At 32.6% G+C, this 20,470-nt stretch carries 13 protein-coding genes; 2 read left to right on the forward strand and 11 right to left on the reverse strand.

Translation table 11 applies throughout. The features are described from left to right. Nucleotides 1-15 precede the first annotated feature (15 nt). A complete protein-coding gene (locus LPC20_RS01295) occupies nucleotides 16-3,069 on the reverse strand; it encodes a TAT-variant-translocated molybdopterin oxidoreductase (RefSeq protein WP_229325726.1) in 3,054 nt (1,017 codons plus the stop codon). A 29-nt stretch (nucleotides 3,070-3,098) separates the two neighbouring features. Continuing rightward, a complete protein-coding gene (locus LPC20_RS01300; protein ID WP_229325728.1) occupies nucleotides 3,099-4,418 on the reverse strand; it encodes a c-type cytochrome in 1,320 nt (439 codons plus the stop codon). Between the two features lie 217 nt (nucleotides 4,419-4,635). Between LPC20_RS01300 and LPC20_RS01305 the strand changes: the two genes are divergently transcribed. Then, nucleotides 4,636-5,025 carry an SPOR domain-containing protein gene (locus LPC20_RS01305; RefSeq protein WP_229325730.1) on the forward strand — a complete coding sequence of 130 codons (390 nt, stop codon included), beginning with the start codon at nucleotides 4,636-4,638 and terminating at the stop codon, nucleotides 5,023-5,025. 54 nt (nucleotides 5,026-5,079) lie between these two features. On the opposite strand, the gene infB is transcribed toward LPC20_RS01305, so the two are convergent. The 5 genes from infB to LPC20_RS01330 all read right to left on the reverse strand — a co-directional run bounded on the left by infB (nucleotide 5,080) and on the right by LPC20_RS01330 (nucleotide 11,492). After that, complete coding sequence (gene infB, locus LPC20_RS01310; protein WP_229325732.1) at nucleotides 5,080-7,854, reverse strand: translation initiation factor IF-2; 2,775 nt, start codon at nucleotides 7,852-7,854, stop codon at nucleotides 5,080-5,082. Nucleotides 7,855-7,943: 89 nt separating this feature from the next. After that, nucleotides 7,944-9,191 (reverse strand): transcription termination factor NusA, encoded by a 1,248-nt coding sequence (gene nusA / locus LPC20_RS01315; RefSeq protein WP_229325734.1) that lies wholly within the window; start codon nucleotides 9,189-9,191, stop codon nucleotides 7,944-7,946. Between the two features lie 13 nt (nucleotides 9,192-9,204). Beyond that, a complete protein-coding gene (gene rimP, locus LPC20_RS01320) occupies nucleotides 9,205-9,669 on the reverse strand; it encodes a ribosome assembly cofactor RimP (protein ID WP_229325736.1) in 465 nt (154 codons plus the stop codon). 216 nt (nucleotides 9,670-9,885) lie between these two features. Continuing rightward, complete coding sequence (locus LPC20_RS01325) at nucleotides 9,886-10,182, reverse strand: thioredoxin family protein (RefSeq protein WP_229325738.1); 297 nt, start codon at nucleotides 10,180-10,182, stop codon at nucleotides 9,886-9,888. A gap of 74 nt (nucleotides 10,183-10,256) precedes the next feature. Continuing rightward, on the reverse strand, nucleotides 10,257-11,492 hold the full coding sequence (locus tag LPC20_RS01330; RefSeq protein ID WP_229325740.1) for a metallophosphoesterase: 1,236 nt from the start codon (nucleotides 11,490-11,492) through the stop codon (nucleotides 10,257-10,259). 142 nt (nucleotides 11,493-11,634) lie between these two features. On the opposite strand from LPC20_RS01330, the gene polA reads away from it, so the two are divergent. After that, nucleotides 11,635-14,463: a DNA polymerase I gene (gene polA / locus LPC20_RS01335; RefSeq protein WP_229325742.1), complete on the forward strand. Its 2,829-nt coding sequence runs from the start codon at nucleotides 11,635-11,637 to the stop codon at nucleotides 14,461-14,463. A 66-nt stretch (nucleotides 14,464-14,529) separates the two neighbouring features. On the opposite strand, the gene LPC20_RS01340 is transcribed toward polA, so the two are convergent. The 4 genes from LPC20_RS01340 to LPC20_RS01355 all read right to left on the reverse strand — a co-directional run bounded on the left by LPC20_RS01340 (nucleotide 14,530) and on the right by LPC20_RS01355 (nucleotide 20,210). Continuing rightward, nucleotides 14,530-17,076 carry a hypothetical protein gene (locus LPC20_RS01340; RefSeq protein WP_229325745.1) on the reverse strand — a complete coding sequence of 849 codons (2,547 nt, stop codon included), beginning with the start codon at nucleotides 17,074-17,076 and terminating at the stop codon, nucleotides 14,530-14,532. 108 nt (nucleotides 17,077-17,184) lie between these two features. After that, on the reverse strand, nucleotides 17,185-18,009 hold the full coding sequence (locus tag LPC20_RS01345; protein WP_229325747.1) for a GLPGLI family protein: 825 nt from the start codon (nucleotides 18,007-18,009) through the stop codon (nucleotides 17,185-17,187). Nucleotides 18,010-18,070: 61 nt separating this feature from the next. Further along, nucleotides 18,071-18,388, reverse strand: coding sequence for a hypothetical protein (locus LPC20_RS01350; protein WP_229325749.1), 318 nt, complete (start codon nucleotides 18,386-18,388; stop codon nucleotides 18,071-18,073). Between the two features lie 793 nt (nucleotides 18,389-19,181). After that, nucleotides 19,182-20,210 (reverse strand): LacI family DNA-binding transcriptional regulator, encoded by a 1,029-nt coding sequence (locus LPC20_RS01355; protein WP_229325751.1) that lies wholly within the window; start codon nucleotides 20,208-20,210, stop codon nucleotides 19,182-19,184. Between the last annotated feature and the right edge of the window lie 260 nt (nucleotides 20,211-20,470).

The raw sequence follows: 20,470 nt of genomic DNA on the forward strand, positions 1-20,470 counted from the left end.
AAATATTTTTAATAACTAAGTATTTCTAACTTTTACGTGATAAATCACATTAGGTTTCGTACCAACATGCTCTAATAAATGATACATTCTATCATCTGCAACTAACTTAGCCACTTTAGATTCAGTATCATTAATATCACCAAAAACCATAGCTCCTGAAGAACACGCACTTGAACATGCTGTTTGGAACTCACCGTCTTTAATTGCTCTTCCTTCTCTTTTAGCTTTTAGAATTGTTGCTTGTGTCATTTGAATACACATAGAACATTTTTCCATTACACCACGAGAACGAACATTTACATCTGGATTAACTACCATACGTCCTAAATCATCATTCATATGATAATCAAACTCATCATTTTGACTGTATAAGAACCAGTTGAAACGACGCACTTTATATGGGCAGTTGTTAGCACAGTAACGAGTACCAACACATCTGTTGTAAGCCATATTGTTTTGACCTTGACGGCTGTGCGATGTTGCAGCAACAGGACAGACAGTTTCGCAAGGCGCGTGGTTACAATGCTGACACATAACTGGTTGGAAAGCTACTTGAGGATTATCCCCTGCTTTTTCCATTTCGTTAAATGTGGACAATGAACTTGACAAACCTGCAATATTTTCTTTTCTTTCGTTATCGCCTTCAAAAGTACTTTCAGAAGAATAGTATCTATCTATACGCAACCAGTGCATATCGCGACTTCTTCTTACTTCTGACTTACCAACTACAGGAACATTATTCTCTGCATGACAAGCAATAACACAAGCTCCACAACCAGTACAAGCGTTCAAATCGATTGAAAGATTAAAGTGATGTCCGATTGAACGATCAAATGAATCCCACAAATCAACTTTAGTAGCTTCAACCTCTTTGTGATCTAAAGAAACCATAGGAACTTTATTCCATTCTTTGGCATCTTTAGTGTTGAAAATTTCTAAAGTAGTTTCTTTAATGATATCACCTCTACCCATCAAAGTTTTTTGACCTTGAACACAAGCAAATTCGTGTTCTCCATCTACTTTAACTAATGATACAGATTGTACATTATTAAATCCTTTATATAAAGCGTAAGCATTTAAACCTACAGCCATTTCTTCTTTTAATGCTGCTTTACGACCATAACCTAGAGCCAAACCAATTGTTCCAACAGCTTGACCTGGTTGAACGATTACTGGAACTTTCTCTAACTTATCCCCATCAGCAGTTGTAATAGTAGCATAACTACCATTCAAACCACCATTAGCAACAATTTCATTGGTTAAACCTAATTTCTTAGCATCAGCATTAGAAACAGTAACATAGTTATCCCAAGATACTCTTGTAATTGGATCTGGGAATTCTTGCAACCATGGATTGTTAGCTTGTTGACCATCACCTAAACCAGTTTTAGTATATAAAACTAATTCTAATGCTTCAGCAGCTTTTGATTTTGATAAAGCTGAGGCTGCAGCAGTATAGTCAGCAGAACCTGCAGTTGAAGTTGGAACAGCTCCAACATATACACCATCATGTAATACTTTATTCCAAGTAGAACCCGCAATTATTGAAGTAGCAGTTCCTTTGATGTAATCATAATAAGTTCCTGCATTACCATTCAAAGACAATAAAACATCTTGAAATTGTTTTGTATTGAATAGTGGACGAATTGTAGGTTGAGTAAGGCTATAAGTACCTTTAGTCAAAATTAAATCATTCCAAGATTCTAAATAATGAGGCACTGGTGCAGCTATAGTAGTTACCGAAGCCGTTTCATCTTCTTTCAAAGAGAAAGCAACTGAAGTAGTTACTTTTTTAAGTCCTTCTACAAAAGAAGCACTGTCTGCCAATGTATAAACTGGATTAACACCACTCATAATTAACGTATGAACACTTCCTGCTTTCATATCGTTAATCAATTGAGCTACTTTTTCGTTAGATCCTTTTCTTATTTGTCTCGTTCCAGAAGTAGTAAAAGCTTCACTAGCCAATTTTTGATTGATAGCTAAAACTAATAATTGAGCATTCTTATCTTGAATTCCAGATACTAATACCCCTTTTGAACCAGCAGCTTTTAATTGTTGTGCTGCCTTTGTAACTTCTGATTTGAATTGATCATCTAAACTTACCGCAACAGAAGAACCTGTTACAATATTATATATATGAACTAATGCTTGTTTTTGATTAGCTGTTGACATAGGCAAACGCTTATCAGCAGCAGCACCAGATAAAGTCATATTCGCTTCCAATTGGAAATGACGTGACATTTTACCATTCTTAGGAATTCTTCCTTGAGCATATCCTCCATTATAACCACCACCTTGCCAATCTCCTAAGAAGTCAGCACCAACAGATACAATTAAAGAAGCTTTTGAAAAATCATAATCAACTAAAGCTCTTTCTCCATAAACTGTTTCAAAAGCATCTAATGCTTCAGATGACGAAACTGCATCATAAACAACATGTTTAGCATTTGGATTTTTAGCAACAAACTCAGCGATCAATTTTTCAGTTGATGGACTAGCTAAAGTATTAGTCAATAAAACTACTTGACCTCCTTTTGTTTTAGCCTCAACAATACTAGATGCAATTTTAGAATTTACATCAGACCAACTTGCATTAGCTCCTGCAATTTTAGGCTCTTTCAATCGCATACTGTCATACATAGACAATATAGAAGCATGAATCCTAGCATTTGCAGCAAACTTAGCACCGCTAATTGAATTGTTATCAACTTTAATTGGACGACCTTCACGAGTTTTTACTAATAAATTAGCAAAATCGAAACCATCAAAAACAGTTGTTGCATAATAATCTGCTACACCAGGAATAATTTGTTCCGGTTGTAACACATAAGGTATTGATTTATGAACAGGACCCTCACAGGCAGCAAGAGTTGCTGCAGCTGTACTAAATCCAACGTACTTTAAAAAGTCACGACGTGTTGTAGAAGCAGATAAAGAATCACTATTCCCTAAAAATTCATCAGTAGGAATTTCTTCAACAAATTCGTTATTTTTAAGCGCCTCAACAATAGAACTATTTCCGTCTAGTTCCTCAACACTTTTCCAGTATTTTTTGTTTGATGACATATATAAATATTAAAAACTTAATAAATTAATTAATAGTGACACTTACCACATTCTAAACCTCCCATTTGTGCAGCAGTTAACTTTTCTACACCATATTTTTTAGAAAGCTGTTCGTGAATTTTAGTATAATATTCATTTCCTTCCATTTTAACGTCAGTTTTTCTATGGCAATCAATACACCATCCCATTGTTAATGGAGCAAATTGTTTTTGAATCTCATACTCTTCAACCGGACCGTGACAAGTCTGACATTCGATGCCTGCTACAGTTACGTGTTGAGAGTGATTAAAGTAAACAAAGTCAGGTAAATTATGAATACGAACCCATTTAACAGGTTGTGTTTTTCCTGTATAAGTCTGCGTAGCTTGATCCCAACCTACAGCTGTATATAATTTTTGGATTTGCTCGTCATAAAATGCTTTGCTGTATTCAGGAGTTGCAGTAGATTCAGCCACTTCAGATATATTTTTGTGACAATTCATACATACATTCAAAGAAGGAATTCCTCCATTCTTACTTACCCTAGCAGCAGAGTGACAATATTTACAATCAATTTCATTATCACCAGCATGAATTCTGTGAGAATAATGAATTGGCTGAATTGGCGCATAATCTTGATCAACACCTACCTGCATTAAGAAACCATAAACCAAATAAGCACCTGATAACAATAAAAATACTACAGATACAAAAACTAAGAATTGATTTTTAACAAAAGCTTTCCAAATTGGCATACCAGCTTTTATTTCTTTTGGAGCTATTTCTATGTTATTTGATTTAGCTACTTTTCGAAGCACATTGTTCACCAAGTACAACATAACAACTAAAACCAATAACACTAAAACTAATGCTCCTAAAATTAAATTATTAGTAACCCCACTTTCATTAGCAGCAGGAGCAGATCCATCAACAGCAGGAGTACCAGCAGCAGCTGCAGGAGCTTCCTCTTTTGGAGTTGAAGTATACGCTATAATATTATCAATGTCGCTTTCAGATAATTGAGGAAAAGCAGTCATTACAGACTTATTATATTCTTCAAATATCTTAACCGCTTGAGGGTCTCCAGATTTGATTAATTCAGAACTATTTTTAACCCACTTGTATATCCATGACATATCATACTTATCAGCAACGCCACGCAATGCAGGTCCCGTTGCTTTTGCATCTAATTTATGACAAGCAGCGCAATTAGCATTAAAAAGTTCCTTACCTGCAACAGGATCTCCACCCATCGTAGCAGCAGGTGACGCCGCGTCTTGAGCGAATGAATTTGAAGAAGTAATTAGCAACAAGGCTAAACAGAAATAAAATTTCTTAAAGACCGAATTATGGTTATTCACCTTTTTCATATGGTATAAAGATTATCTACTAAAATTTGTGCTGTATTTTTCATTGAAAAAAATTCAAAAAATACATACATTCTTTTTAAACTTGCACAAAAATACGACTTAAGAACTATTCTCAAAACCCTAGAATAGGTATATTTTTAATTTATATTGATTCTAAATAATTTTATTGATTTCCATTTCCATTTGAAATATTACATTTGTATAAAACTATCAGATTATGAGAATTTTAGAAAATAAAATCACTACTCTTACTATTGTAATTACTTTTTTTACAAGTACTTTTTGCCTTTCTCAAAATGCTAAATTTAACATTAATACAAGTCTATTCTTGGAGCAATTAATGAATGAAAAAAGAAAAGTCAACCCATCCATATCATTAAATGAAAGATATAAAATTCAAATATTTAACGGAGAAAATGAAAAGGCAAAAAAAACAATAATTCAATTTAAACAAGAATTTAAAAATATGGACGCAACCATAATTTTTAAAACACCCAACTATAGAGTTTGGGTAGGCAGTTTTAAAACTAGAATTGAAGCTGAAAGAAATTTAATTGAAATCAAGAAGAAGTATAAAAATGTTTTGCTAATAAAGCCTGGCAAATAAAAATTAAAAACAAAAAACCCCGATAAATCGGGGTTTTTTTATAGCTATAGAATTTTATTTCAATTTCTTTTTGATTGCTACTTCATGATACGCTTCAATAACATCTCTTTCTTCAATGTCATTGTATCCTTTAATTTGAATACCACAGTCATATCCTTTAGCTACTTCTTTTACGTCATCTTTAAAACGCTTAAGAGCTACTAATTCACCATCAAAAACAACAACTCCTTCTCTTACTATTCGAACTTTAGCATTTCTGGTAATCTTACCATCCATAACCATACATCCAGCAATAGATCCTACTTTAGAAATTTTGAAAATTTCTCTGATTTCTGCAGTACCAAGAACTTCTTCTTTCATTTCTGGCGCTAACATTCCTTCCATTGCATCTTTCAAGTCATCAATAGCAGCATAGATAATAGAGTAATAACGGATATCAATTTCTTCTTTATCGGCAAGTTGTCTTGCGTTACCAGCTGGACGAACATTAAATCCAATAATAATTGCATCAGATGCAGAAGCTAACATTACATCAGTTTCTGTAATTGCCCCTACTCCTTTATGTATGATATTAATTTGAACTTCTTCAGTAGATAATTTAGAGAACGAATCCGATAATGCCTCAACAGATCCATCAACGTCTCCTTTAAGAATTACATTTAATTCTTTAAACTGACCTAATGCAATTCTACGTCCAATCTCATCTAGAGTAATATGTCGCTGTGTTCTAACTGATTGCTCACGCATCAATTGAGAACGTTTAGATGCAATTTGTTTTGCTTCTTTTTCATCTTCAAAAATATTGAACTTATCTCCAGCAGTTGCTGCACCATCTAAACCTAAAACTGAAACCGGTGTTGACGGACCTGCTTGTAATACAACATTTCCTCTTTCATCATGCATAGCTTTAATTTTACCATGATGCTTTCCAGCCAACATATAATCTCCGATTTTTAAAGTTCCGTGCTGCACTAATAATGTAGAAACGTATCCTTTACCTTTATCCAAGAATGCTTCAACTACGGTTCCTTGAGCTGCTTTATTTGGATTAGATTTTAAATCTAAAATTTCAGCTTCTAATAATACTTTTTCAAGCAATTCTTTAACTCCCAAACCAGTTTTTGCTGATATATCATGTGATTGGATTTTTCCACCCCAATCTTCAACTAGTAAGTTCATACCCGCTAATCTTTCTTTAATCTTATCCGGATTAGCATTTGGCTTATCTACTTTATTGATTGCAAAAATAATTGGAACACCAGCAGCTTGAGCGTGACTAATCGCCTCTTTAGTTTGTGGCATAATATCATCATCGGCAGCAATTACGATAATAGCAATATCTGTAACTTGAGCACCACGAGCACGCATTGCCGTAAAGGCTTCGTGACCTGGTGTATCTAAAAAGGCGATTTTTTGACCACTGTCTAAAGTAACTCCATAAGCTCCAATATGCTGAGTAATTCCACCGGACTCTCCTGCGATAACATTTTCTTTACGAATGTAATCCAATAAAGATGTTTTACCGTGATCGACATGCCCCATAACCGTAACGATTGGCGCTCTATACATCAAGTCTTCTTCTTTATCTTCAACAACTTGAATTGCTTCCTCAATATCAACAGTTATGAATTCTACTTCATATCCAAATTCATCAGCTACAATGGTTAATGTCTCAGCATCTAAACGTTGATTCATAGTTACCATTATTCCAAGTGACATACATGTACCAATTACTTTTGTAATAGGCACATCCATCATAATCGCAATCTCACCAACTGTAACAAATTCAGTAACTTTAATTGTTTTACTTCCTTCGTCGATAGCTCTTTGCTCTTCATCAGATTTCTGACGGTGCGTATCTCTTTTATCTCTTCTATATTTTGCTGCTTTAGATTTTCCTCCTTTTCCTTGAAGTTTTTCTAAAGTTTCACGGATTTGGTTTTTAACCTCTTCTTCAGTAGGTTCTACTTTAGCAACAATAGCAGGTCTATTTCCTTTAACAAAACCAGGCTTAGAACCTCTGTTTGCATTAAAACCACCACCTGAATTAGGCGTAATTTTATTTGGATTAGGAGCACCTGGCTCACCTGGAGTTGATGGCTTAGCAACAATTCGTTTTCTCTTATTTTTAGCCGCATTAGCTCCTGCACCTGCTGCTCCTGGAGCACCTGGTTTATTTGGAGTAATTTTAGGATCTTCTTTTTTCTTTTTAGGCTTATTGAACTGAGATAAGTCAATAGTCTGACCTGTTAATGTAGCACCTGATAATTTTTGGTACTGAGTTGTAATCGTCTCGTCTACAGGAGCATCGTCTGAAGCAACTTCTGCTGTAGATTTTTTGGCTTCCTTCGGTGCATTAACCACAACTGGCTTTGCCTCTTTTTTGTCTGAAGTAGTTTTTTCTTGTGCAACAGCTACTGGAGAAACTTGTACTTTTTCTTCAATAGGAGTTGGAATGGTTTCAGGTTTCTTAGGATTAAGATCAATTTTACCAACTTGAATAGGACCCGTTACTACCGCTTTCGCTTTAATAACTTCTTGACGCTCCTCTTCTTGTTTGCGTTTTTCTTCTACTTCTTGCTCACGTTGAATACGTAAAGCTTCTTTTTCTTTTCTTTTTTCTTCACCTACTTCTTTAGAAGCTTCTTTATTCCCCTTATCGCCCGCAAATTGACTTTGTAAGATACCAAACTCACGTTCAGAAATTTTAGCATTTGGATTTGCATCAATGGCAATTCCTTTATCCTTAAGATAATCTACTGCTCTTTCTAACGAAATATTTAATTCCCTTAAAACCTTGTTTATTCTTATTACTCTCTCTTCAGACATAAAACCTTTTTATTATTATCTTTTTATTGTGTTTCTTAATCCCATTAATAACTTCCTACAATTGGGACTGAGATATTTTGAGAACTTGATTAATTTTCAAATTCTTCTTTTAATATTCTTACTACTTCTAGAATAGTTTCTTCTTCTAAATCGGTTCTTCTTACTAAGTCTTCTATATCTTGTTTTAAAATACTTCTTGCAGTATCCAAACCTATTTTAGCAAATTCGTCTATAATCCATTCTTCAATTTCATCAGAGAATTCAGTTAATTCGATATCGTCTTCTTCGCCACCAGCTACATCTCCTTCACGAATTACATCTAATTCGTATCCAGTTAATAACCCAGCTAACTTAATATTATGCCCTCCTCTACCAATTGCTTTTGAAACTTCTTCTAACTTCAAGAATACTTCTGCTCTCTTCGTTTCTTCATTAATTTTAATAGACGAAACTTTTGCAGGACTTAAAGCACGAGTAATATACAATTGAATATTGCTTGTGTAATTAATTACATCAATATTTTCATTCCCTAATTCACGAACAATTCCGTGAATACGTGATCCTTTCATACCCACACAAGCTCCAACAGGATCAATTCTATCATCATAAGAATCAACAGCTACTTTCGCTTTTTCACCAGGAATTCGAACTACATTTTTAACCATAATCAAACCGTCAAAAACTTCTGGGATTTCTTGCTCAAATAATTTTTCTAGGAACACATCTGAAGTTCTAGACATAATAATTTGAGGTTTATTTCCTTTCAATTCAACGCTTTCAATGATTCCACGAACATTGTCTCCTTTACGGAAAAAGTCAGAAGGAATTTGTTTTTCTTTAGGTAAAACAATTTCATTCCCTTCATCGTCAACCAAAATTACAACTCTTGGTCTTACATGATGAACCTCAGCAGTATATATCTCGCCGATAATATCTTTAAATTGTTTGTACAAATTAGTATTATCGTGTTCATGGATTTTAGAAATTAAATTTTGGCGTAAAGCTAAAATCGCTCTTCTTCCTAAATCAATTAATTTTACTTCTTCTGAAACCTCTTCGCCAATTTCAAAATCGGCTTCAATCTTTCTAGCTTCTGTAAGTGTGATCTCTTCGTTTTCAAAATCTAAATCTTCATCTGCAACGATAACTCGTCGTCTCCAAATTTCCATATCTCCTTTATCAGGATTGATAATGATATCAAAATTATCATCTGAACCGTATTTTTTCTTTAATGCATTTCTAAATACATCTTCTAAAATTGCCATAAGCGTTACACGATCAATAAGTTTATCATCTTTAAACTCTGAAAATGAATCGATTAATGCTAAATTTTCCATGCTAAATCTTTATTTAAAATGTTACTGTAACAATTGCTTCTTTAATATCCGAGTAAGGAAGTTCTAATCTCTTTTGAACAGTTTCTTTTCCTTTACCCACTTTCTTTGGTTCTCTTGCTAGCCAAGACAAAATTACAAATTCATCATTAGCTTCTACCAATTCTGCTTCAATATTTTCAGTTGATGTCTTCACTATCAGTGTTCTACCAACATTTTTTTTATATTGTCTCACCAATTTTAATGGCGAACCAACACCTACAGAGGCTACTTCTAATGAATAATCCTGCTCTTCTCTATCTAAATTACCTTCAATCGCTCGACTTACATCGATACAATCTTGCAACGCCACCCCATTGTCTCCATCTATATTGACAATGATTTTGAAAGCATCTGTAATAGTCAAGTCAATTAAAAAAAGACTTGGCTTATCTACAAGGCATTCTTCTACTAGCGTATTTACTTTTTCTTTGAACGTCATAGTTGTATAAAAAGAGGGGACGATTAGTCCCCTCATTATCTAGATTTAAATAAATAACGATGCAAATATAGTGTTTTTTTTAATATTTAAAATAATCGAATACTTTAAAAATAAAATCTACCTAACAGAATCTCAAAACAACAACTAATCATAACTAAAAAAAGTTCTACGAAATACATCATAAAACTTTTTTTAAAAATATTACTTTAACGTATGTTATAATTGTTCTTGTACCAAATTGATAATAGCATTGGCATCTAATTCACCTGCTTGACGCCAAACCATTTGACCTTCCTTGTAAATCATAAGAGTTGGAAGCCCTTTTATACGAAGTGCTTCGGCAAGCTCTTGATTTTTATCAACATCAATTTTAATTACTTTAGCCTTGTCTCCTAATGCAGCAGCCACATCTCTTATCACAGGATGCATTGATACTGAAGACTCATTCCAATCAGTGTAAAAGTCGATTAACACTGGAATTTGAGTATTTATAAGTTCTCCAAATTTTGACATAAAACCAAAAATTTAATTATAATAATCCACTTAAAAAGAAACAAATATTATACAAATGTAGTATTTTTAGTTAATTACACTAATTTATTGCCTTTTTTTAGCTCTATCACGGTAATTTCTGGCATTATTCCTACTCTTCCAGAATAAGCATGAAAGCCAAATCCGCGATTTACATAGACATATCGTCCTTTATTTTCATATAGACCTGCCCATTGTTTATACACATATTGTGCCAAACTCCATTTAAAATATCCTGGAATTTCAATTCCAAACTGCATTCCGTGGGTATGACCTGACAATGTTAAATGGAAATTTTTCTCATGATGTTGTACTTCATAGTCCCAATGACTAGGGTCATGACTCATTAAAATTTTAAAATCAGTATTTGACAGGCCATTTGAAGCCTTATTAATATCGCCTGCTCTCTTAAAATTATGCCCCCAATTCTCAACTCCAACGAGTGCTATTTTTTGTCCCCCTTTTTCTATAACTCTATGTTCGTTTAGAAGTAATTCAAAATCAATCTGACCGTATAAATTTTTAATCGCTTGAAAATTAGCTTCCTTAGCTTCGGGTGTTGGCCAACTAACATATTCGCCATAATCATGATTCCCTAAAACTGAATACTTCCCGAATTTAGGTTTTTTAATTCGATTAAATGTTCCAATCCATGGGAGCATTTCTTTAGCGTGGGTATTGACTATATCTCCAGTAAACAAAATTATATCCGAATTTTGTTCGTTAATCAAATCAATAGCGTAGTTAATTTTATCAGGATTATCAAAACTGCCACTGTGAATGTCTGAAATTTGAGTGATTTTAAAACCGTCAAATTCTTCAGGTAAATCCGGAAAATAAATCGGTTGTTTAATTACCTTGAAATTATATTTCCCTTCGAAAATTCCATACAACACTGAGATAAATGGAATTGCAGCCAAGCTTAATCCCATTTGACTTACAAATTTTCTTCGGGAAGCCATAAATGGTTGATCTCTATTTTTCTTAGCTAAATAGGTTACCGAGCCTTTTCCAACTCTAAAAAAATCTTCTGCAATCATTACTATTGATAGAACCATTTTTGGAATGTAAACTAATAATGCAGCAGCTAAAACCAGCATAGTTTGTCTAGTTTGACCTACAGATCTATCGAACTGCGATATAGTGTACAAAAAGAAAACAGCTAAAACAAAGGAAAAAATTTGATATGCTACTAGTATTTTTTTTCGCTGCAAGAGTGTACGAATAGATTGATAGGCAAACCATTCAATTGCACCCCAAAAGAGAAAAAAAAGGATCATTACAAAAGCCATTAGTATAATTTTCGAAAATTAGCTTACAAAATAACGACTTAATTTTTTCAAAAAGATTTTTATTGATTAAAATTTAACTCTTAAAGGAAACTTAAGCTCGGTTTACTTATTTTTACCAATTCAATTTTAGAATCAATTTTCAATGTCAATTCAAAAACGTCTTTTTCTACTTGATGCCTATGCATTAATTTTTAGAGGGTATTATGCTTTCATAAAAAACCCAAGAATTAATTCTAAAGGGCTTGATACTTCTGCTATTATGGGGTTTATGAATTCCTTGATGGATGTAATAAAAAGAGAAAAACCAGATCATCTAGCCGTTGCTTTTGATAAAGGCGGAAGTGATTTACGAAATGATATTTATCCGGAGTACAAAGCACATCGTGACGCAACTCCTGAAGCCATTAAAATTGCGGTTCCTTATATACAAGAATTACTTCGAGCGATGCATATTCCTATTATAGAAGTAAGCGGTTATGAAGCAGATGACTTAATTGGCACCATTGCAAAACAAGCGGAAAAACAAAATTACCAAGTATTTATGGTGACGCCCGATAAGGATTTTGCTCAATTAGTTTCTGAAAATATCTTCATGTACAAACCTGCCCGAATGGGTAATGGAATCGAAATATGGGGAATTCCAGAGGTTTTAGCAAAATTTGAAATCGAAAGACCTGAGCAAGTGATTGATTTTCTTGGTATGATGGGCGACGCGGCAGATAATATTCCTGGTTTGCCTGGAGTAGGAGAAGTTACTGCTAAAAAATTATTAAAGGAATTTGGTTCCATGGAAAACTTATTGGCTAATACCGACAAGTTGAAAGGAAAGATGAAAGACAATATTGAAGCCAATAAGGAAAAAGGGCTTTTATCCAAGACTTTGGCGACAATTTTATTAGACTGTCCTGTCCAATTTAACGAAACGGATTACGAATTATCTACTCCCGATGTAGAAAAAACAGATGCTTTATTCAACGAATTGGAATTTCGTAGAATGGCAGAACAATTTGACGCTATTTTTAGAAAAGGAGAATCATTACCTGCAGTTGACGAAGCTAAACTTTATAAAAAACCACAACCAAAAAGCGAAGATCAATTTGACCTTTTTGGTAGTGCTATCGATGAAGGTTCAGAAGAAACGCGTCATCAATATTATAATACATTAGAGAATACGGAACATTCATACCAAATTATTCAAGGCGATTTAGGAATCAAATTATTATTGCAAAACCTGCAAAACCAAAAATCAGTTTGTTTTGACACTGAGACTACTGGATTAGACGCTTTACATGCTGAATTAGTTGGGATTTCGTTTTCATATGAAAAAGGAAAAGGGTTCTATGTTCCGTTCCCAGAAAATCAAACAGAAGCTCAAGCCTTAATTGAGAAATTTATTCCTTTTTTCGAAAATGAAAACATTGAAAAAATAGGGCAAAATTTAAAATACGACTTAAAAGTATTGTCTAATTATGGCATTACTGTAAAAGGTAAATTATTCGATACTATGATTGCGCATTATTTGATCAACCCGGATATGCGTCATAATATGGATATTTTATCTGAAACCTATTTAAAATATGCCCCACAATCTATTGAGGCATTAATTGGTAAAAAAGGGAAAAATCAAAAATCGATGCGCGATGTTCCTTTGGAAGACATCAAAGAATATGCAGTTGAAGATGCTGATGTGACTTTGCAACTTTCAGAAATTTTTAATGCTGAATTAGACAAAACACAGACTAAAAAATTATTTGAAGAAATAGAAATTCCTTTAGTTGGTGTATTGGCAAGTATGGAAAAAGAAGGGATTAATTTGGACGTTCCATTTTTAAAATCACTTTCAAAAGAATTAGGCGATGATATAGCTCAATTAGAAAGTCGGATTTATGAAATTGCGGGAGAAAAATTCAATTTGGCTTCTCCAAAACAATTGGGAGACATTTTGTTTGACAAACTTAAAATTGGCGGTGCCAAACAAAAAAAGACTAAAACAGGTCAATATGCTACTGGTGAAGAAATTTTGAGTTATTTGGCCAAAGACAATGAAATTGTAAGTGCTATTTTAGATTGGCGTTCACTAATCAAATTACAAAACACCTATGTTGAAGCATTGCCTTTGCAAGTAGATACCAAAACGAATCGTGTTCATACCGATTATATGCAAACCGTTGCCGCCACAGGTCGTTTGAGTTCTAATAACCCTAATTTACAAAACATTCCAATTCGAACAGAACGCGGAAAACAAATCAGAAAAGCATTTATTCCAAGAGATGAAAATTACACTTTACTCTCCGCCGATTATTCTCAAATAGAACTTCGAATTATTGCCGCTTTATGTGGAGAGGAGAATATGATCAAAGCTTTTCAGCAAGGAGAAGACATTCATAAAAGTACTGCTGCCAAAGTGTTTAATGTGCCTTTAGAAGAAGTAACTGCAGCACAACGTAGCCATGCTAAAACAGTTAACTTCGGGATTATATATGGTGTTTCAGCTTTTGGTTTAAGCAATCAAACTTCACTTTCTCGTGCTGAAAGTGCTGCGTTAATTGAAGCCTACTACATTACTTATCCAAAACTAAAATCCTACATTCAGGATCAAATTGAAAGCGCAAGAGAGAATGGATTTGTGCAAACTATTTTAGGTCGTCGTCGCTATTTAAAAGACATCAACTCGGCCAATGCCATTGTGCGTGGTGCCGCTGAACGAAATGCGGTCAACGCACCGATTCAAGGTAGTGCTGCTGATATTATCAAAATAGCGATGATCAATATTCACAATAGATTGATTGCAGAAAATTGGAAATCAAAAATGTTACTGCAAGTTCATGACGAATTAGTATTTGACGTTCACAATAGTGAATTAGAAAAAATCAAACCTATGATAAAACAAGAAATGGAACATGCTTTTAAATTAGATGTTCCTTTGGAAGTAGAAATTGGAATAGGGAAAGATTGGCTAGAAGCTCATTAAATCAAACAACATAAAAAACAATAATTGAGCTGATTATATTTTTTCCTAACACCAATATATAAATAACTAAAAATTCAAAGAGAAATTCATCAAAAAATATCTTGGCAATAATGTACTCCTGAAAATAGTTGTGGCATAATCATTAGTTTGAATTTGATCAAAATAATTTTCATTAAATAAATTTTTTAATTCTATCCCAAACCGCCATTTATTTTTTTTAGCTTTGTAATCGAAGCTGCTATTTAAAAATAAAAAATCTATACTCTTATTGTTACTATTTGGAAGAAAATAATCTGCAGAAACAGTAGTTGTCCAACGCTTATCAGTATGGAGTAACACCTTAAAAGTTTCTTGAAAGCTAGCATTAGTAAATTGTTGTTTTTGACCATCACTCTTTGCAACTGAATTTTGAAAAATAGAAGTGCTTTCAAAATTTACTGCTATATCAAATGCGGTTTTAAAGAATAATTCATTTCTGTAAAAATTAATTTTATTATTCCTTAATTCTGAATTATTTACAATGTTTTTAAAATTAGAATGATTAAAAGAAGTTATCAGTTTAATTGTAGATTCAAGTAACGGAATGTATTTGGAAACTCTTGTGTTTGCTGTGAAATCATTTGTCCATTCTGGCAAAAAAAAATTACTAATTATTGTTGTATTTTCTGTGATAAAAGAATTCGAAAAGAAGTTTCCTTTTACTTTTTGAAAATTCATATCAATACTCAGCTCAAATTGATTAAACAAATCATTAAGTGTATAATCTAGACTATAAATTTGTCTTTTTTGCAATTCGAGTGTTGGTGTGTTGCTATAAGTAACACGGTTATTAACTAGAATTGGATTTTGAAATAAAAACGTTTCCGCATTATTTAACCCTTTATACCCTAATGATGCATTAACACTTGCAAGGGATGAAATACGGTAGGTAACACTTAAATTAGGCTCAAAAATAAAATCACGCACCAAATCACTTTTATCGGTAAAATAATCTTCTCTTTTTTGTCTCAAATAACGAAAACTGGTACGAGGAGAAATTCTCCACTTGGCTATATTAAAATGATAATTACCAGAAACAAAAATAGATTGCTGTTCATAATTGAATCTGTTTTCACTTTTAATATCATTGCCAGAAAAAACAGAATTAAAAGGATTTTCTTCTAAAATGGTACCAATATTGAACTCGTATTTATTTTTGTTTACAGCACCTAATAATTTTAAATAACCCTCCACATAGTTTTTTCTGAAAGCGCTCTTTTGCGTATCTATACCATTTACTGAGTTAAGAATTGACGATAAAATAACGAGTTCTTGCGGTCGATAATTGGTAGACTGAAAGAATGACCCTTGAATGGCTTTGTTTTCATTAAACCTGTTTGTGAATAACACGCGCTGTGTAAATAACATATCCTTTGACCTTAAATTAGAATCAAAAACATCTAAACCATTTCTGAGAGTGCTGATTGGCGTGACTAAACCTTCCTCTTTAATTCGAGATGAATATTGTAGTAGAGAATTTTTAGAGATACTGTATTTAATTTCTATATCACCTCTAAACTGCTCTGGTTTTTTAGTAAAGGAAGTGTAATCTAATGTAACAAAAGATTGATTATAAATTTGAAATTGATTTTCAACTAATTCATTTCTGAGTATTCGATCCTTAACATAATAACCATTAGTTTTAACTATTAATCGATTCCCAATTTTAAAAATGCTATTAAAATTACTAAAAAACTGTTTATTACTATTCGTTCGCTCATTTCCCAGCGCACTAGTGAACAAATTTTCAGGTATTATTTTCGATGCACTAAATTCTCGCTCTTTTAATTCTTCAGGATTCAAGTTAAATCCTGAATAATCGAATGGCGACATGTTTTTGCCTATATTATTGTAATTTACCGTACCAAATGATTTTAAATTTTTAGTAATTCCTAAAAGTGTAGCACTGTCATCGTGGGCAACCTTTCCATTGTCAAAAAAACCTGCTCCAATGGTCGCATCACCAGAAAAATCTAAGCGTCCCTTTTTTAAGATCAAATTTAAAGAAACCTTATCGTTTTGTTCTATTCCTTTGAGCAAAGGATTTTCAGTATAATGATCAACGGCTTGCACTTGTTCAACCATATCTACATTAATATTTTTAGTACCTACTGTATAATTTTGTCCAAACAAATTATCACCTTCTAGTGTAACAGTCTCTATTGCTTTTCCGTTATATTTTATTTTACCGGAATTAGCCTCTACAGTTATACCGGGCAACTTTTTTAGTATATCATTAATTTTTCTTTCATTTCCATCCCGATATGCTGATACATTATATTTTAGAGTATCCTCAGCTATTTCAAATGCTTTTTTTTTAGCAAAAACGACAACTTCTTTAAGTTTTACTTTTTGCTGGTTCTCTACTATGAATTCTAAACTATAAGTCTTGAGAGATTCGGGATTTTCAATTATTTGAATAGGAATTACATAACCATTTACTCTTACCTCGACCACCAAATTGGCATATTTTTTTTTTAAAACTATAGTAAAAAGACCTTTTTTCACGGTGGTAAATTCCTTAACAACAGCAGTATTTGACGCCTCTTTAAACAATACATTTGCTGTATTCACGAGGTTTTGATTAAGATCAAAAACACGTCCATTTATCGTTTGACTTGAAACATTAAAACTAAATGATAACAGTACCAAAAAATTTAGTAATCTCATTTATACAAATGATTAATTGCTTCCGTTCCCAATTTTTTTCAGCACCTTATCTGCTTGATAATCTTTATCATCTTCTTCAATGTAACGTTCTATGCCCATCCTAGGAGTAACTATGTTTAATTTGTCTCCCTCTTTTGTGACATATTTACTGGCTGCAATAGCTTTTTCTTTGTAAAGAGTTTTAAATTCAGACCACGTTAAAGCTTTGTCTTCAAGAAATGGGTTATCCGGTACTGCAAAGTCAGGTTTCTGATTTTTTGCAACAATCGCTACAGCAGTCCAATTTACGTATTCATCAAGTGAATTTACTTCTAAAATAGCCCCTGGTAAACCATCAAATTTCCAAGGACCAGAAACTGGTAAAGCAGTTGTAAACCATGCTTCATAAATACGACCTCTAAAGGTTGTTTTAGCCGCCTGACAAGTGTAACCTAGAATTGTTTTTGTTTCTTCTTTTATATCCCAATCAAAAATAGTTAAGGAATCTTTTTGAACAAAAAATCGAAAATTAATATCTCTTTTCAAAAACATTTCATTTTTAACATAATTCTTGAACAATGTTGAAAGATTGTTTCCCTTTGGCATCCAAGTGGCTATATTACTATCAGTAATTGACTTATTCAGAACTACTGATTTACTTTCCTCTTTATCAAAAACAGATATACCGTAATCGGGAAGCAGAAATAAGTCATAAGCTCCTTTAAAGGTAACATTTCTGGCTTCATTGCCCCGCACGACGTAATTGTATTTTATATTTACTACAAAAACAGAATCTTTTTGTGACCAAGTGACAACACTAAAAAAAAAGAGTAAACCCGTGATAAATATTTTTTTCATGTTTCATCATTTAAGTTAAATAGAGGCTATTAAAGCCTCTATATCAATCTTGAATTCATAGCTAACTTGCCTCAGCAATGTATGTGTCGGCTTTCTTTTTTGCCTTAACTAAACAATCGGTCGTTGCTGTTACACAATCACTAGCAGTAGCAGACGAAAATAAGGTTGTTCTAAGTTCGCCATTATAATAAATCTCTGCGTAACAACTAACGGAACAAATATCTTCATTGCTTTCCGATGACATCAAAGTTTCCAATTTTATTTTGAAGGTAGTCCCGTTTTCCTGAACTGAAACTAAATAAACTTGATCCTCCGCTGTTCTTGCAAAAGATATTGACGAAATCAAGAAGAAAACAATTAGAAATAATTTATTTTTCATTTTACTTTAAATTTTAATGTTAATAATAATTTTTGTGCAAATACACATTTAGACGAAAATTTACATGCATTTTTTTTGATTTACTCTGCCCTATTAACTTCTGTTCCTTCAGTAAACATCTTTGCAAGGCTAGCTTTTTATATTCGCGACTATATTTCAGCTAATGTTTTTAAAAGACTTTCTGCTAACTTAGAAAACAATTTTATTAATTGTTTGGATATACAATAACGAGAGAAAAAAAACAATAAAATGATTTATCTTACAAATTAACAAAAATTTAACACGCTAAACGCTTTAACTTTTAGAGTAAAAAACCTGTTAAACAAGCAATTATACAAATCTACTTTCTTACAAGACAAAATGACTAGTCCTAATAAATCTGTATCGCTTTTTTAGGACTAGTCATGTGTAAATGTTTCTTTAATTCCGCACAATAATACAACCATCTGTAAATGAAAGATAAATCTTAGTTTGAATTTGTATTGTTAGCTAAATTTTTATCTTTTGTTGAAAATTTAAATAACCAAAATACAATCACACCTAGTGGCTGTAAAAAAATAATTAACAAAGCTAGAATTAACCTATTTTTCGAAGATACTATATTCGTCTGTATCAACTTTAACAAAGAGTAAATTAATATAATACAGTATGTACCAAAAATACTAATGTAAAAAAACTCAATCATAATTTAATTGTATAAATTTGTTAATTCACAACATTTTAGAGTTTTCGAAATATCCCGAAGCTTCGCGACGGAATGACAAAATTCAAACTTTTTAGAGAGACACCTTTTTTATACTCTTGCAGTAGTCTCCCGTTCTTTTAAAACGGTTTTAATGACTTTCGTTTCATAAGGTGGTTCTTCTTCCGAATCGTCTTCTAAACGTTTAATCAATAATTTAGCCGCTTCTTCACCAATTTCTATTCCGTGTTGACTTACCGTAGTTAAACTTGGCGAAAGCCTTCTTGAAGCTAAAATACCATCGGCAAATCCAATAATACAAAGCTCTTCGGGGATTTTATAGCCTTTTTTCAATCCCATTTTTAAAGCCGCAACTGAATCGTTCTCTTCCAAAGCGAAGATGCCATCAATTTTATTATTGGCAAAAACCGTCTCCATACGTACTTTCAAATCCTCTTCTGAGTCAGTTCTAATAATAAGGTTATTGTTAACCGGAATTTTATTTTTTTCTAACGCTTTTAAATACCCTTCAAAACGTAATTTTCCAACGCTTAAATTATCAACTGATGAAAGTAAAACAATGTTTTTACATCCTAAATCAATTAAACGTTGAGTAGAATCAAGCGCCGAATCAAAATCGTCAACTACCACTTTATCACAATCTATACCCTCGGCAATTCTATCAAACATAACTATAGGAGTACCGTCATTGATGATGTCTCTAAAATGTCCGTATTCATTTTGTTTTTGAGCTTCTTCAGAAACCGACAAAATAAATCCATCAATAGTTCCGTTACTCAACATCTCTAAAGTATGTGCTTCTTTTTCCAAAGACTCATTAGAAATACACATAATAACATTGTAGCCTTTTTCGTCAGCCACTTTTTCAATTCCACTAAAAACTTTTGCAAAAAAAGAATTCAAAATGTTTGGAATAATAACGCCAATTGTTTTTGTTTTTCTATTCTTTAAATTTAAACCAATAACGTTTGGCTTATAATTTTTAAGTTTAGCGTATTCTTTTATTTTGATTTTAGTTTGCTCGCTAATTTCTGGGCTATCATTCAGCGCCTTAGAAACTGTAGAAACAGAAACATTAAGTTCTTTGGCGATTTGTTTTAGTGTTGCTTTAGCTTTCATATGTGGAGTTTAAAATGCTAAAATAAGAAAAAAATTGGTTGAATGACGCGATTTGGCTAATGACCAAAAGATTATAATTCGAAAAAGTACTGAGAAATCAATACTTTTTGAAATACCAAAGCCAATTTCAACAAAAAAGAAGCTCAAAAAAATTCAAAACTTAAAGAAGCCTAAAAACAAATCCTTTAACTACTGATAATCAGAACCAAATAATATTTTAGGACTATTTGTATTTCAGAAAAATAATTGTACTTTTGCAT

The sequence above is a fragment of the Flavobacterium ammonificans genome (assembly GCF_020886115.1).
GTDB lineage: Bacteria > Bacteroidota > Bacteroidia > Flavobacteriales > Flavobacteriaceae > Flavobacterium > Flavobacterium ammonificans.

Coding starts and splice junctions, on each gene's coding strand:
- LPC20_RS01295 (WP_229325726.1), bottom strand. CDS start 3,069: ATGTCATCAAACAAAAAATACTGGAAAAGTGTTGAGGAACTAGACGGA.
- LPC20_RS01325 (WP_229325738.1), bottom strand. CDS start 10,182: ATGTCAAAATTTGGAGAACTTATAAATACTCAAATTCCAGTGTTAATC.
- polA (WP_229325742.1), top strand. CDS start 11,635: ATGTCAATTCAAAAACGTCTTTTTCTACTTGATGCCTATGCATTAATT.
- LPC20_RS01355 (WP_229325751.1), bottom strand. CDS start 20,210: ATGAAAGCTAAAGCAACACTAAAACAAATCGCCAAAGAACTTAATGTT.
- LPC20_RS01345 (WP_229325747.1), bottom strand. CDS start 18,009: ATGAAAAAAATATTTATCACGGGTTTACTCTTTTTTTTTAGTGTTGTC.
- nusA (WP_229325734.1), bottom strand. CDS start 9,191: ATGGAAAATTTAGCATTAATCGATTCATTTTCAGAGTTTAAAGATGAT.
- infB (WP_229325732.1), bottom strand. CDS start 7,854: ATGTCTGAAGAGAGAGTAATAAGAATAAACAAGGTTTTAAGGGAATTA.
- LPC20_RS01330 (WP_229325740.1), bottom strand. CDS start 11,492: ATGGCTTTTGTAATGATCCTTTTTTTTCTCTTTTGGGGTGCAATTGAA.
- rimP (WP_229325736.1), bottom strand. CDS start 9,669: ATGACGTTCAAAGAAAAAGTAAATACGCTAGTAGAAGAATGCCTTGTA.
- LPC20_RS01350 (WP_229325749.1), bottom strand. CDS start 18,388: ATGAAAAATAAATTATTTCTAATTGTTTTCTTCTTGATTTCGTCAATA.
- LPC20_RS01300 (WP_229325728.1), bottom strand. CDS start 4,418: ATGAAAAAGGTGAATAACCATAATTCGGTCTTTAAGAAATTTTATTTC.
- LPC20_RS01305 (WP_229325730.1), top strand. CDS start 4,636: ATGAGAATTTTAGAAAATAAAATCACTACTCTTACTATTGTAATTACT.